Source organism: Tepidimonas ignava, assembly GCF_004342625.1.
Classification (GTDB): domain Bacteria; phylum Pseudomonadota; class Gammaproteobacteria; order Burkholderiales; family Burkholderiaceae_C; genus Tepidimonas; species Tepidimonas ignava.
Genome location: NZ_SMAH01000014.1, coordinates 64,518 through 76,923, shown reverse-complemented (window position 1 = coordinate 76,923; position 12,406 = coordinate 64,518). Strand labels below are relative to the sequence as shown.

13 protein-coding genes and 1 other RNA gene are annotated in these 12,406 nt (G+C 65.3%); 4 read left to right on the top strand and 10 right to left on the bottom strand.

What is annotated here, in order from left to right; translation table 11 throughout:
* Positions 1 to 213 precede the first annotated feature (213 nt).
* Genes EDC36_RS10985 through EDC36_RS10960 form a run of 6 tightly spaced genes read right to left on the bottom strand, consistent with a single transcriptional unit; the run spans position 214 to position 6,724 of the window.
* Positions 214 to 2,571: a heavy metal translocating P-type ATPase gene (locus EDC36_RS10985; protein ID WP_132963300.1), complete on the bottom strand. Its 2,358-nt coding sequence runs from the start codon at positions 2,569 to 2,571 to the stop codon at positions 214 to 216.
* 4 nt (positions 2,572 to 2,575) lie between these two features.
* Entirely contained in the window at positions 2,576 to 2,830 is a 255-nt protein-coding gene (locus tag EDC36_RS10980; protein WP_207895076.1) for a DUF2933 domain-containing protein, read from the bottom strand.
* A gap of 19 nt (positions 2,831 to 2,849) precedes the next feature.
* The gene (locus EDC36_RS10975; RefSeq protein WP_043702089.1) at positions 2,850 to 3,332 is read right to left on the bottom strand and encodes a DUF411 domain-containing protein; all 483 of its coding nucleotides are present in this window, start codon (positions 3,330 to 3,332) and stop codon (positions 2,850 to 2,852) included.
* Positions 3,333 to 3,356: 24 nt separating this feature from the next.
* Positions 3,357 to 3,869 carry a cupredoxin domain-containing protein gene (locus EDC36_RS10970; protein WP_026330412.1) on the bottom strand — a complete coding sequence of 171 codons (513 nt, stop codon included), beginning with the start codon at positions 3,867 to 3,869 and terminating at the stop codon, positions 3,357 to 3,359.
* A 54-nt stretch (positions 3,870 to 3,923) separates the two neighbouring features.
* Entirely contained in the window at positions 3,924 to 4,841 is a 918-nt protein-coding gene (locus tag EDC36_RS10965) for a copper resistance protein B (RefSeq protein WP_390617140.1), read from the bottom strand.
* Positions 4,842 to 4,864: 23 nt separating this feature from the next.
* Positions 4,865 to 6,724, bottom strand: a complete 1,860-nt coding sequence (locus EDC36_RS10960; RefSeq protein ID WP_132963299.1) for a copper resistance system multicopper oxidase — start codon at positions 6,722 to 6,724, stop codon at positions 4,865 to 4,867.
* A 155-nt stretch (positions 6,725 to 6,879) separates the two neighbouring features.
* Here EDC36_RS10960 and EDC36_RS10955 point away from each other — a divergent pair, with 155 nt between their 5' ends.
* The 4 genes from EDC36_RS10955 to EDC36_RS13530 all read left to right on the top strand — a co-directional run bounded on the left by EDC36_RS10955 (position 6,880) and on the right by EDC36_RS13530 (position 9,389).
* On the top strand, positions 6,880 to 7,563 hold the full coding sequence (locus EDC36_RS10955) for a heavy metal response regulator transcription factor (RefSeq protein ID WP_068607191.1): 684 nt from the start codon (positions 6,880 to 6,882) through the stop codon (positions 7,561 to 7,563).
* Entirely contained in the window at positions 7,564 to 8,946 is a 1,383-nt protein-coding gene (locus tag EDC36_RS10950; RefSeq protein WP_043702101.1) for a heavy metal sensor histidine kinase, read from the top strand.
* Positions 8,947 to 9,045: 99 nt separating this feature from the next.
* Positions 9,046 to 9,267 carry a hypothetical protein gene (locus tag EDC36_RS10945; RefSeq protein ID WP_390617136.1) on the top strand — a complete coding sequence of 74 codons (222 nt, stop codon included), beginning with the start codon at positions 9,046 to 9,048 and terminating at the stop codon, positions 9,265 to 9,267.
* On the top strand, positions 9,267 to 9,389 hold the full coding sequence (locus EDC36_RS13530) for a transposase (protein WP_390617134.1): 123 nt from the start codon (positions 9,267 to 9,269) through the stop codon (positions 9,387 to 9,389). Before EDC36_RS10945 ends, EDC36_RS13530 begins: the two co-directional genes overlap by 1 nt.
* 259 nt (positions 9,390 to 9,648) lie before the next feature.
* Here EDC36_RS13530 and ssrA read toward each other — a convergent pair.
* The 4 genes from ssrA to ompA all read right to left on the bottom strand — a co-directional run bounded on the left by ssrA (position 9,649) and on the right by ompA (position 12,226).
* Positions 9,649 to 10,025: a transfer-messenger RNA gene (ssrA, locus tag EDC36_RS10940) on the bottom strand.
* 13 nt (positions 10,026 to 10,038) lie between these two features.
* Positions 10,039 to 10,707, bottom strand: a complete 669-nt coding sequence (locus EDC36_RS10935; RefSeq protein WP_132963298.1) for an HAD family hydrolase — start codon at positions 10,705 to 10,707, stop codon at positions 10,039 to 10,041.
* On the bottom strand, positions 10,707 to 11,423 hold the full coding sequence (gene ubiG / locus EDC36_RS10930; protein ID WP_132963297.1) for a bifunctional 2-polyprenyl-6-hydroxyphenol methylase/3-demethylubiquinol 3-O-methyltransferase UbiG: 717 nt from the start codon (positions 11,421 to 11,423) through the stop codon (positions 10,707 to 10,709). Before ubiG ends, EDC36_RS10935 begins: the two co-directional genes overlap by 1 nt.
* Before the next feature lie 146 nt (positions 11,424 to 11,569).
* Positions 11,570 to 12,226 (bottom strand): outer membrane protein OmpA, encoded by a 657-nt coding sequence (ompA, locus tag EDC36_RS10925; RefSeq protein WP_132963296.1) that lies wholly within the window; start codon positions 12,224 to 12,226, stop codon positions 11,570 to 11,572.
* Between the last annotated feature and the right edge of the window lie 180 nt (positions 12,227 to 12,406).

Sequence of the window (12,406 nt, the reverse complement as noted above, 5' to 3'; positions counted from 1 at the left end):
CGGCGCATCAGACCATCAAATCTGGGGGAAATTGTACTCGCAAACAGACAATAACACAAGAAAAATCATGCTGTTATGAATATTTCAGGGGCGACGCATTCCAGGCCTCGATAGGGATCAGGTGTCCAACGTCGGGTGGCAACCGATACGACAGACCCAGCGATCTGGGAGTGCAACCAGCACCCACCACGGCACGCGCGACGATCCTCGTGTTCAGACAAGACGGACGCCGCGCAAACGCAGCGCATTGCCGATCACCGATGCGGAGCTGAGACTCATCGCCAGGGCGGCGATCAACGGTGAAAGCAGCCAACCGGTGAGCGGATACAGCACGCCGGCCGCAATGGGAATGCCCAGTGCGTTGTAGAGAAAGGCGAACATCAGGTTCTGCTTCATGTTGCGGACCGTGGCCACTGACAAGGCGCGCGCCACCGCAATACCGCGCAGGTCACCCTTGACGAGCGTGATCTGTGCGCTGTTCATCGCCACGTCGGTGCCGGTGCCCATGGCGATACCGACGTCGGCCTTTGCCAAGGCCGGGGCATCATTGATGCCGTCACCAGCCATCGCAACGATACGCCCCTCGCGCTGCAGCCGCTCCACCAGTTGCAGTTTGTCGGCGGGCTTGACCTCGCCATGCACCTCATCGATGCCCAAGCGCGCCGCCACGGCCTTGGCCGTGGTCAGACCGTCGCCCGTGGCCATGACGACGCGCAAGCCCTCCGCGCGCAACGACGCCAGCGCTTGCGGTGTGGTCTTCTTCACCGGGTCGGCGACGGCCAGGACTGCGGCGAGCACGCCATCGACGGCCAGATGCATCACGCTGGCACCCTCACCGCGCAGCGCCTCCGCCCGCTCGGCCAATGGCCGCACGTCCACACCGAGCTGGTCCATCAGGGCCGTGTTGCCCAGTGCCACGGCATGTCCATCGACGCGCCCGCGCACGCCGATGCCTGAGTGCGAGTCGAACTCCTCGGCGCGTGAGAGCACCAGGCCCTGCTCGCGCGCGGCCGTGACGATGGCTTCCGCCAGCGGGTGCTCGCTGCCCTGGTCGAGGCTGGCAGCCAGTCGCAAGGCTTCGCCGGCGGTGAAGCCTTCGGCTGCGATCGTCGTCTGATAGCGCGGCCGGCCCTCGGTCAATGTGCCGGTCTTGTCGACGATCAGGGTATCGACCTGGCGCATTTTCTCGATCGCGGCGGCATCGCGAAACAGCACCCCCTGCGTAGCCCCTCGCCCGGTCGCCACCATGATCGACATGGGCGTGGCCAAGCCCAGCGCGCAGGGGCAGGCGATGATCAGCACAGCCACGGCGTTGATGAGGCCAAAAACCCAGCGCGGTTCCGGCCCGAACAGGCCCCAGGCAAAAAAGGTCAGCACGGCGATGGACACCGTCGCGACCACGAAATAGCCCGCCACGACATCGGCCATGCGCTGCATCGGCGCCTTGGACCGCTGCGCCTGCGCCACCATTTGCACGATCTGGGACAGCATGGTCGCCGCGCCGACACGTTCGGCGACCATGACGAGCGCGCCACTGGTATTGAGCGTCGCGCCGATGACCTTGTCGCCTGCCTGCTTGGTCACGGGCAGGGGCTCGCCCGTCAGCATCGATTCGTCCACGGCGCTGCGGCCCTCGAGGACGGTGCCATCGACCGGAACCTTTTCGCCGGGTCGAATGCGCAGCCGATCGCCGACATGGATGTGCGTCAGGGGCACGTCCTCTTCCGTGCCATCGTCGCGAAGGCGCCGGGCGGTCTTGGGGGCCAGTCCGAGCAAGGACTTGATGGCGGCCGAGGTCTGCGAACGCGCCTTGAGTTCCAGTACCTGCCCCAGCAGGGTCAGGGAAATGATCACCGCCGCCGCCTCGAAGTACACCGCGACCCGTCCCATGGACACGAACGAGTCCGGGAACAGTTGTGGGGCCACGGTCGCCGCCACGCTGTAGACGAACGCCGCCCCGGTGCCCAGCCCGATCAGGGTCCACATGTTCGGGCTGCGATGGACCACGGACTGCCAGCCGCGCACGAAGAACGGCCGACCCGCCCACAGGACGATGGGCAGGGACAGAACGAGTTCGATCCAGGTCTGTGTGCGCGCCTCGAACCAATGCAACTGGTGGCCGAACATGGCCAGCACAGTGACCATGACGGTCAGCGGCAGGGTGCACCAGAAGCGGCGCTGGAAATCGCGCAGCTCGGGACTCTCTTCTCCTTCGAGATCCGGCAGCACCGGCTCCAGCGCCATGCCGCACTTCGGACAATGACCGGGGTGATCCTGCCGGATCTCGGGGTGCATGGGGCAGGTGTAGATCGTGCCTGCCGCCAGCGCCGGCGCTTCGACAGACGAAGGCTCATGGCCGCTGTAGGCATAGCGCGCCGGCTCGGCGACGAACTTCGCCCGGCACTTGGCGCTGCAGAAGTAAAAGAGTCGGCCTGCGTGCTCGACGTGGTGCTCGGACTGCGCGGTCACGTCCATGCCGCAGACAGGGTCCTTCAGACCTTCGGCCCACTGCAGTGCGCTCGGGTGGTCATGGGCGTGTCGGCGGTGTTCGTGGTCTGATCGCAGGTCCATGACTTCACGCCTCCCTGTTGGCGGGTTTGTCGGGCGGCGCACCATGCCCGCCATCGCCACCGTGGCCATGCAGCAGGTGCATCAGCGGGCACGCCAGCAGCAACAAGTATACCCAATTGCCTGCGACATGGCTCCAGTGCTCGCGCAGCAGGTAGAAGCCGCCGATGAGGGCCACCATCAGCAACGCGATCCTGACACGCCGGCTCAGGCCGGACGAGCCACGCGTGTCGGGGTGGTGATCATGATGCGTCGCGCTCATCGCCGGGTGAGGGGTTTCTTCATGGATGGGAACTGAACACTTGTGCCGACCCGTCTTTCCCAACCAGCAAGACCTGGTAGGCATCACGTCGGCCGCCATACACCGGCCCGTCCATGCCGGGTGAACCAATGGGCATGCCCGGCACCGCCAAGCCCAGGGCTTGGGGCTTTTCCTTGAGCAGCCGCTGGATGTCCGTGGCGGGTACGTGGCCTTCGATCACATAGCCCTGGATCAGGGCCGTATGGCAGGAACCGAATTTCTGCGGCATCCCGAGGCGAGCGCGGGCCGCGCCGTTGCCCTGGTCGACGGCATTCACGCGGAATCCGCTTTTCTCCAGGTGGGCAATCCAGTCCTTGCAACACCCACAGTTCGGGTCCTTCCACACCTGCACGGCAAGCGTCTGCGGTGCGGCGGCTGGTGCCAGGGAGGGAAGACTCAGCGCAAGCACCGCCAGCAGCAGCCTGCGCCGCCGGGGGAACGGTTGATCAACGGTTTGGTGCATGACAAGGACCCCCGGTGACGCTGCTTATTCGACGACGATCTTGCCCACCATGCCCGCTTCCATATGGCCGGGGATGAGGCAGGCGAAGTCCACCGTACCGGGCTGATCGAACTGCCAAACCAGCCCGCCGCGCTGGCCAGGCTGGAGCGTCACCATGTTCGGCTCGGCATGCTGCATCTGGGGCATCTTGCGCATCATCTCAGCGTGTTCTTTGAGCTCCTGCAAGGAGCCGACCACCATTTCATGCGGCACCTTGCCCGCGTTTTTGACAAAGAAGCGGATCGTCTCGCCCTTTTTGACCGTGATGGTGGCGGGCGTGAACCGCATCGAGTCGTCCATGACCACCTCGATGGTGCGGTCGACCTTGGCGGGATCGCCTGGTTTGCCGACGTTGGAGTGTGATGCGCCACCGTGCATCGAACCGTGCATGCCTTGCATGTCGTGCCCGGCCATGCCATGGCCGCCCTGATGATTGCCGGCGGCCAGCGCCAACACAGGCAACGCGCTCAGCGCCAAAACGCTCAAGGTTTTCTTCATCATCGGTTTCTCCTTAGGGTTGGTGAATAAGATCGGAGTTGCGCGTGGCGGCTTCTAGAACCACAGCCGCACACCCGCCACATAACGCGTTTCCCGGGTACGCTGTCCTTCGGCGCGCGCAAAATCGGCGGTCTGTCCGAACTTGCCCGCCCATTCGACGCCGACGTAGGGCGCGAACTGGCGCGAGAATTCGTAACGCAGGCGCAGCCCTATGGTGGCATCGGCCAGCCCGCTGCCCAGGCCACGCGCTTCATCGCGCCGGCCATACAGATTGACTTCCATGCGGGGCTGCAGAATCAGGCGCTGGGTGAGCAGGAGTTCGTACTCGCCCGACAGGCGCAGTGCCGTGCGTCCCGAGCTGCCGACGTAGGCGGTGGCATCGACGTCGAACCAGTACGGGGCGAGCCCTTGGATGCCCACAGCGAGCCAAGTCCGGTCAGGCCCCGTGCCGCTGTCCAGCCGCACCCCGAGTTGGGTGTCCCAGAACGGAGCCACCGCGTGGCCCCACAGGACCTCCGTGCGTGCCTCCTCCAGTTTGCCTTTGGCGACGTCACCCTCGGCCTTGAGGACCAGGCGGTCGTAGGTGCCGCCGAACCAGGCTTGCGCCTCATAGGCGGTGGCGTTGCCGTCCTTCGTGTCGACGCGCTCCAGGCGATCGAGGAGCACGCTGCCAAACGCATGTTCATCGGACAGCCGCAGTTGCCGTGGCCCGGGGAGTGCGTAAGGGCCCGACTCCAAAGTCAAGCCATTGGCATACGCGTGCGGATCGCGGGCATCGGCGGGGGCGGGGCCGCCTTGCATGCGCATGCTGCCGTGGTCCATGGTGGCGTTCGCGGACGATGGGGCGCGCGTTGGGGCGGCAGCCGCGCCCGAGTGCGCGGCATGGGCGCCGCCTTCCATCGTTGTTTGCGCCCAGACGGGTGCCGCACCGAGCAACACCAGCGCCGCAGTGAAGAGAGAACAGGGTTTCATGGCGAATCTTCTTTTGATCAGTTTCATGACACGACCACCACGCGGAACATGCCCATGTCCATGTGCAACATCAGGTGGCAGTGCCAGGCCCAGCGACCCAGGGCGTCGGCGGTCACGAGGAAGCTGACGCGCTGCGCGGGTTGCACCGGGATGGTGTGGCGACGCACCAGGAACTGCCCGTCGGGTGTTTCCACCTCGCTCCACAGCCCATGCAAATGCATCGGGTGGGTCATCATCGTGTCGTTGTGCAGGATGATGCGCACCCGCTCGCCATACTTCAGATGCACCGGCGTGCTCTTGCCGAACTCGAGGCCGTCGAGCGACCAGGTATAGCGCTCCATGTTGCCGGTGAGGTGCAGCTCGATCTCGCGCTCGGCCCCGCGAGGATCGAGAGGGCCGCCGATCGTTTTGAGGTCGGCCAGCGTCAGCACGCGCCGGCCGTTGTTGCGCAGGCCAATGCCCGGATCGTCAAGATTGGTGCGCGGCATGTCCACCCGCATATCCGTGCTTGGGCCGTATTCCGTGCGTGCGTGACGGACCGTGGCGCTGGGCTTGGCCATCGCGCCGCCTGTCATGCCATGCATCGCGTGCTGGCCGTGATCCATGGCCATCGCGCCATGGTTCATGCCGGACATGTCGTGCTTCATGCCCGGCATGTCGTGGCCCATCGCCGCGTGGTCCATCGCGCCCATGGCCGAGCCGCCATGCCCCATCGCGCCGTGGTCCATCGCGCCCATCATGTCGGCCATGGTGAGCCATTCGACAGGGTCGAGTGCAGGAACCGGGGCTTCGAGTCCTTCGCGAACTGCGAGCGTGCCACGGGCAAATCCAGAACGATCCATCGCTTGCGCGAAGATCGTGTAGGCGTCCTCTCGGGGCGTGACGATCACGTCGTAGGTCTCGCCCGGCCCGAAGCGGAACTCATCGACGGTCACGGGCTCGACGTTCTGCCCGTCGCTTTGCACCACCGTCATCTTGAGCCCCGGGATGCGCACGTCGTAGAAGGTGTTGGCCGCGCCGTTGATGAACCGCAGACGCACGCGCTCGCCCGGCCGGAACAGGCCAGTCCAATTGCCGGCAGGGGTGACGCCGTTCATCAGGTAGGTCAATGTCGCCCCCGAGAGATCGGCCAGATCGGTCGGGTTCATCCGCATCTGGTTCCACATCGCACGCTTGTCGAGTGCGCGGGAAAGCCCCATGTCGGCGACGTCGCGGAAGAAGTCAATGGCCGTCGGCTGGTGGTAGTTGTAGTAGTCGCTCTGCACCTTGAGCTTGGCGAGCACCCGCATGGGGTCTTCGTCGGTCCAGTCGGACAGCTGCACCACGTAGTCCCGGTCGGCGCGGATAGGGTCTGCCTCACGCGGCTCGACGATCAACGCCCCGTACATGCCGGTCTGCTCCTGCGTGCCGGAGTGCGAGTGATACCAGTAGGTGCCGGTTTGTTCGAGACGGAACTGGTAGGTGAAGGTTTCGCCAGGGGCGATGCCCGGGAAACTGACCCCAGGCACCCCGTCCATCTGGTAGGGCAGGATGATCCCGTGCCAGTGGATCGACGTGGCTTCGCGCAGGCGGTTGGTGACGCGGATGGTGACCGTGTCGCCTTCCCGAAGTTTGAGCGTCGGCGCCGGGATGGAGCCGTTGATGGTGGTCGCCATCCTTGGTGTGCCGGTGAAGTTGACCGGCGACTCGGCAACCACCAGGTCGATGTTCGTGCCGCTGAGCACGGGCGCCGCACCCGTGCGCGTGTCGGCCAGCCCCTGTGCCGCAGCACGCACCCAGGGTGACAGGCCGACCATCACGCCGCCGGCGACCAAGCCGCGCACGAAGCGCCGCCGCGAGGGCATCAACGGCAATGGCAAATGAAACGGACTCAAAGATGACATGGGCTTCTCGCGATGAGTTACTGAAGTCGTGGGTGAGATTCTATGGAGCCACCCCTGTCAGGATGCTGTTCGTCCGATTACATTTTTGTTATCTTCATGTCAGGTGCACCCAAAATCGTCACACTAGCGGCTATTCGATATGGCCGAGCACCCTCATGAAGATACTGATCGTTGAAGATGAGCCCAAAACGGGCGACTACCTGCGTCAAGGCTTGAGCGAAGCGGGTTTCGTGGTCGATCTGGCGCAAGACGGCGCCGATGGTCTGCACCTGGCCTTGCAGGGCGAGTACGACCTGGTCATCCTGGATGTGATGCTGCCCGGCCTCGACGGCTGGCAGGTACTGCAGTCCTTGCGCCATCGCGGCCTGCAGATGCCGGTGCTGTTCCTGACCGCACGCGATCAGGTGGAAGACCGGGTCAAAGGCCTTGAACTCGGTGCGGACGACTATCTGGTCAAGCCTTTCTCCTTTGCCGAATTGCTGGCCCGCGTGCGCACGATCCTGCGCCGGGGGCGCAGTGGCAACGAGAGCACCGTGCTGCGCGTGGCCGATCTCGAACTGGACCTGCTGCGCCGACGCGTTTCACGCGGCGGGCGACGAATCAGCCTGACGGCCAAAGAGTTCGGCTTGCTGGAACTGCTGATGCGCCGTCATGGCGAGGTCCTGCCCCGCTCGCTGATCGCCTCGCAGGTCTGGGACATAAATTTCGACAGCGACACCAATGTGATCGAGGTGGCCATCCGGCGCTTGCGCGCGAAGATTGATGAGGGTCATGAGGTCAAGCTGATCCACACCGTACGTGGCATGGGTTACGTATTGGAAGCACCGGAGGAGCGCTGAATGTTTCGCTCCCTGTCACTGACGACCCGGCTCACCCTCTTCTTTACGTTGGCGGCTGGGGCTGTGGTGTTTGGATTGGCCTTGTTGGTCATCGCTGCATCCGAGCGGCATTTCATCGAGCTGGATCACATGGCGCTGCAGGACAAGCAGCACCTGATCGAGGATATTTTGGCGCGATCCAATTCGGCCGAGGACGCCAAGTGGCTGCTGCGTGAGGCATTGAGCCACCATCACGGGCTGTACGTCAGCGTCCACGATTCGAAAGGTGAAACGCTCTTCCAGTCCGAAGGATTTCGCCTCCCGCGCGAACTGTCACCGGCGGATGAAGGCAACGGCAACGACGCGCTGATCCATTGGGCCGACGAAGGGCAGGCGTTTCGCGGGATGCTTGTCCGGGTTATTCCAGCCTATGACGCAACGACGCGGCTGGACATCCTCGTTGCCATGGACACGGCGCATCACACACGGTTCATGCTGAAGTTGCGGCGCACCCTGATGACCTATGCCGTCGTGACGATCGTCATCTGTGGCTTGCTGAGCTGGTTTGCCGCGTACAAGGGGCTGGCGCCATTGCGTGCCATGAAATCCAGAGCCACCACGCTCACGAGCCAGCAGCTGCACCAGCGCATGCCCGTCGAGGCGGTACCCATCGAAATGGCCGATCTGGCTCACGAACTCAACAAGATGCTGGACCGGCTGGAAGACGCGTTCACGCGACTGTCGGAGTTCTCGTCGAATCTGGCGCATGAGCTGCGCACCCCCCTGAGCAACCTGCTGACCCAGACCCAGGTCGCGTTGGCTACCCGGCGGGATGCCGATACCTACCGGGAGATTCTGGCTTCCAATGCCGAGGAACTGCAGCGTCTGGGCCGCATGGTGTCCGATATGCTGTTCCTGGCCAAGGCCGAACGCGGGATGATGCTGCCGAACCGGGAACGTTTCTCGGCAGCCGAGGAAACGCACGCCCTGATCGAGTTCTATGAGGCGGTCGCCGAGGAGAAGGGCGTCAGACTGGCTCAGCGTGGTGAGGGCGAGATCGTCGGTGATCGCTTGATGTTCCGCCGTGCCCTGAGCAATCTGCTTTCGAACGCGCTGCGCCACACCCCGCCACATGGCGAGGTCACGATCGAGATCAGCCAGTCTTCCCAAGCCACCCGGGTGAGCGTCGAGAACACCGGCGAGGACATCGACCCGAGGGTACTGCCGCACCTGTTCGATCGGTTTTACCGTGCTGACCCATCGCGGTCACATCCGGAAACCGACGGCGCAGGGCTGGGATTGGCGATTACCCGCGCCATTATGCAAACCCATGGAGGATCGATCAGCGTGACGTCCGCGCAGGGCAGGACCCGGTTCTGCCTGGAGTTCCCAGGCGGAACCTGATGAGGTGAAGCAGTTGGGGCGAGCCAGCCCAAGTGCCTTTGGGGCACTTCTCGAAACCTCCCTAACCGTTGTCGCCAGTGAGCCGGCATGATGTCGCCCATGATCACCCCGCGCATCAAGCCCTCGTCTTTCTGGCGTCACCAGCCTGGCGCTGACCTGTTCGTGCAGGACCAGCGCCAAGCCAAGCTCGGCGGCTTCATTGCCAACCTGGCAGCAATGGACGAACTGATCGACTTCGCGGCCATTGCCGCCCGGGTCGACACCGCCTGCCCTCGCGCTGACCGTAGCAAAGGCGGGCGCCCGCCGTACCCCCCGAGGTGATGGTGCGGCTGCTGTTCATCCAGTCGCTGTACAACCTCAGCGACGAGGACTGCGAGTACCAGGTGCTGGACCGCATGAGCTTCCAGCAATGGCCCCGATCGCTGTTGAACCGACCGGGCTGACACCCGAGCAAGCGCCATGGGCAACTGCTCTGCGTGACGCAGGTGTAAGTCACGGTGGCGCAAGGCCGCTTGCGTGCGCTTGCGCCAAGAAGTTGGCGCAGGTTTCGAGAGAAGAGAGGGCGGAGCAGAGTCGAACCTGCCCCATTCAGGCGCCCCCGGCAGTGGGGTGCGGCGCAGGCAGAATGGCCCGGAACCCCGCGCGGTGTCGGGGAACCCGGAAACGAAAACGCCCAACCGCAGAGGGTTGGGCGAGGAATGGTGGTGGAGCTGGGCGGAGTCGAACCGCCGTCCGCAAGCCTTCCTCGCGCAGTTCTACATGTGTAGCCGTCTGTTTTGGGTCTCGCCCCCGGCGTCGCGCAGCGGCACGCTGCGCCTGGGGCCAGCAACCTTGGATCTCACTTCACGGCAAGTTGCCCGCCGTGAAGCCAGCCGATGAGAGTGCCCTTGCTGCCGGCAGACCTTGCGGTCCGCACGGCCCGGCCTATCGGCCGACCGGTGCAAGGCTCGCCGCGATCAGGCGGCGAGGGCGAAACGTTCGTCGTTCGCAGTTACTTGTTTGCTGCTGTTTTACGAGGTCACAGCACCTCGACATGCCCTGCTGCGAGTCTGCACCCACGTCGAAACCAGTGCAGCCCCGTGCTTGCTTAGTTTACGGCAAATCCAAAAAGTTCAAGAGTTCCAGCGGATGATCGATATGGGCGTCGGCGCCCCATCGCGCCACGGCGTTGTCCTGCCCCAGGTACCCGTAGCACGCGGCCACCGTGCGCATGCCCGCGGCGCGCCCCGCCACGATGTCGCGCTCGTCGTCGCCCACGTAGATACAGTGCGCGGGCGCCACCCCGAGGCGGCGCGCGGCCTCGTGCAACGGCGCGGGGTGCGGCTTGGCGTGCGGCGTGGTGTCGCCTCCAATGACGACGGCGGCGGCCGGCAGCGGATGCACCCGCGCGGCGATCGGCAGGGCGAAGCGTTCGATTTTGTTGGTCACCACGCCCCACGGCAGCGCCAGCGCCTGCAGGCGTTGGGTCAGCTCCAGCACCCCGTCGAACGGCACGGTGCGCTGCAACATCACCTGCTCGTACACCTGCAGGTATTCGGCTTTGGCCGGCTCGAATTCGGCGTCGCCGGGGCCCAGCCCCAGGCCCACCGCCAACATGCCCCGGGCGCCGCTGCTGGCGTGAGGACGGTAAGCCTCCAAGGGCAGCGGCGCCAAGCCACGGCGCTCGCGCAGCACATTGGCGGCGTGGCCCAGGTCCGGTGCACTGTCCAGCAGGGTGCCGTCGAGGTCGAACAGCACCGCTCGCACGTCGCGCCAACGCATCAGCCCTGCCCCCGCTGGGTGGCCATCAGGTAGTTGACGCTGGTGTCACTCGCGAGCGCGTAGCGCTGGGTCAGGGGGTTGTAGGTCAAGCCCCGCAGGGCGCGCACGTCCAGCCCCGCTTGGCGCGCCCAGCCGGCCAATTCGCTGGGACGGATGAATTTGCGGTACTCGTGTGTGCCGCGCGGCAGCAGCCGCAGCACGTACTCCGCGCCGACGATGGCGAACAAAAACGCCTTGGGGTTGCGGTTGAGCGTGCTGAACATCACCCACCCGCCGGGCTTGACCAGCCGCGCGCAGGCGTTCACGATCGAGGCCGGGTCGGGCACGTGCTCCAGCATCTCCATGCAGGTCACCACATCGAACGCGCCCGGCTGTTCATCGGCCAGCGCTTCGGCGCTGACGGCGCGGTAGCGCACGTTGGCCACCTGTTGTTCGAGTGCGTGCAGCTGCGCCACCTTGAGCGGCTTGTCGGCCAGGTCGATGCCCAGCACGTCGGCCCCCTGGCGGGCCATCGCCTCGGCCAGGATGCCGCCGCCGCACCCCACGTCCAGCACCGCGCGGCCACGCAACGGGCCAGCCAGCGATTCGATCCAGCCCAGCCGCAGCGGGTTGATTTGATGCAGCGGGCGAAATTCGCTGTCCGGATCCCACCAACGGTGGGCCAGTTCGGAAAATTTGGCCAGTTCGGCCGCGTCGGCGTTGAGTCGGGCGTCCATGGCGGCATTATCCCTCGGCCGGCGCGGCCCACGGGGGCCAGGCCCCGCGCACGGTCACCGGGCCAAGAAAAAACTCCGCCACGCAGGGCGGGGTTATGCCATCGGCGCGGGGGCAGGCCTGCGTGGCCTGCCGCTTACCACAGCGATCAGCGTGTGCCGACGACTTCGATTTCCACGCGACGGTTCTTGGCGCGACCTTCGCGCGTGCGGTTGTCGGCCACCGGCTGGGTTTCACCCTTGCCTTCGGTGTAGATGCGGTTGGCGTCGATGCCCTTGCTGACCAGGTAGGCCTTGACGGCTTCGGCGCGGCGCACGGACAGCTTCTGGTTGTAAGCCTCAGGCCCGGTGGCGTCGGCGTGGCCCACCGCGATCACCACCTCCAGCTTGATGCCCTTGACCTTGTCGACCAGGTCGTCCAGGCGCGCCTTGCCTTCGGGCTTCAGCACAGCCTTGTCGAAGTCGAAGAACGCTTCGGCCGCGTAGGTCACCTTGGCCGGGGCGGCCGGCGCAGGGGCCGGCGCGGGCGCCGGAGCCGGGGCGGGTGCGGGCGCTGCCGCGGGGGCCGGGGCGGGCGCCGGAGCCGGGGCGGGCGCCGGAGCCGGCGCGGGCACGATGGCGCCGTCGCATCCCTTGGCCGCCGTGGCCGGCGTCCAGGAGCTGTTGCGCCAGCACAGCTCGTTGGTGCCGTTTTTCCAGACCAGGTCGCCGGTTCCGTTGCGCCAGTTGTCGATTGTTTGGGCGCCGGCCGCCGACGCCATGGCCGCGGTCGCAAACAGCGCTGCAATTTTCGAGAGTTTGTTCATGGTGTTCCTCTTGGCACGGGGTTAAGCGATCAAGATCGCGGATCCGCGACGCAATCGACGGACCTGTGCGGTCTTCTCTTTATTCTGCCACAGCCTCCGGGCAGGGCAACCGCACGTCGACGCTACGGTGACACATCTCGCGTTCGCATCTGGCGCGCTGTCGCTGCAACGCAACAAACA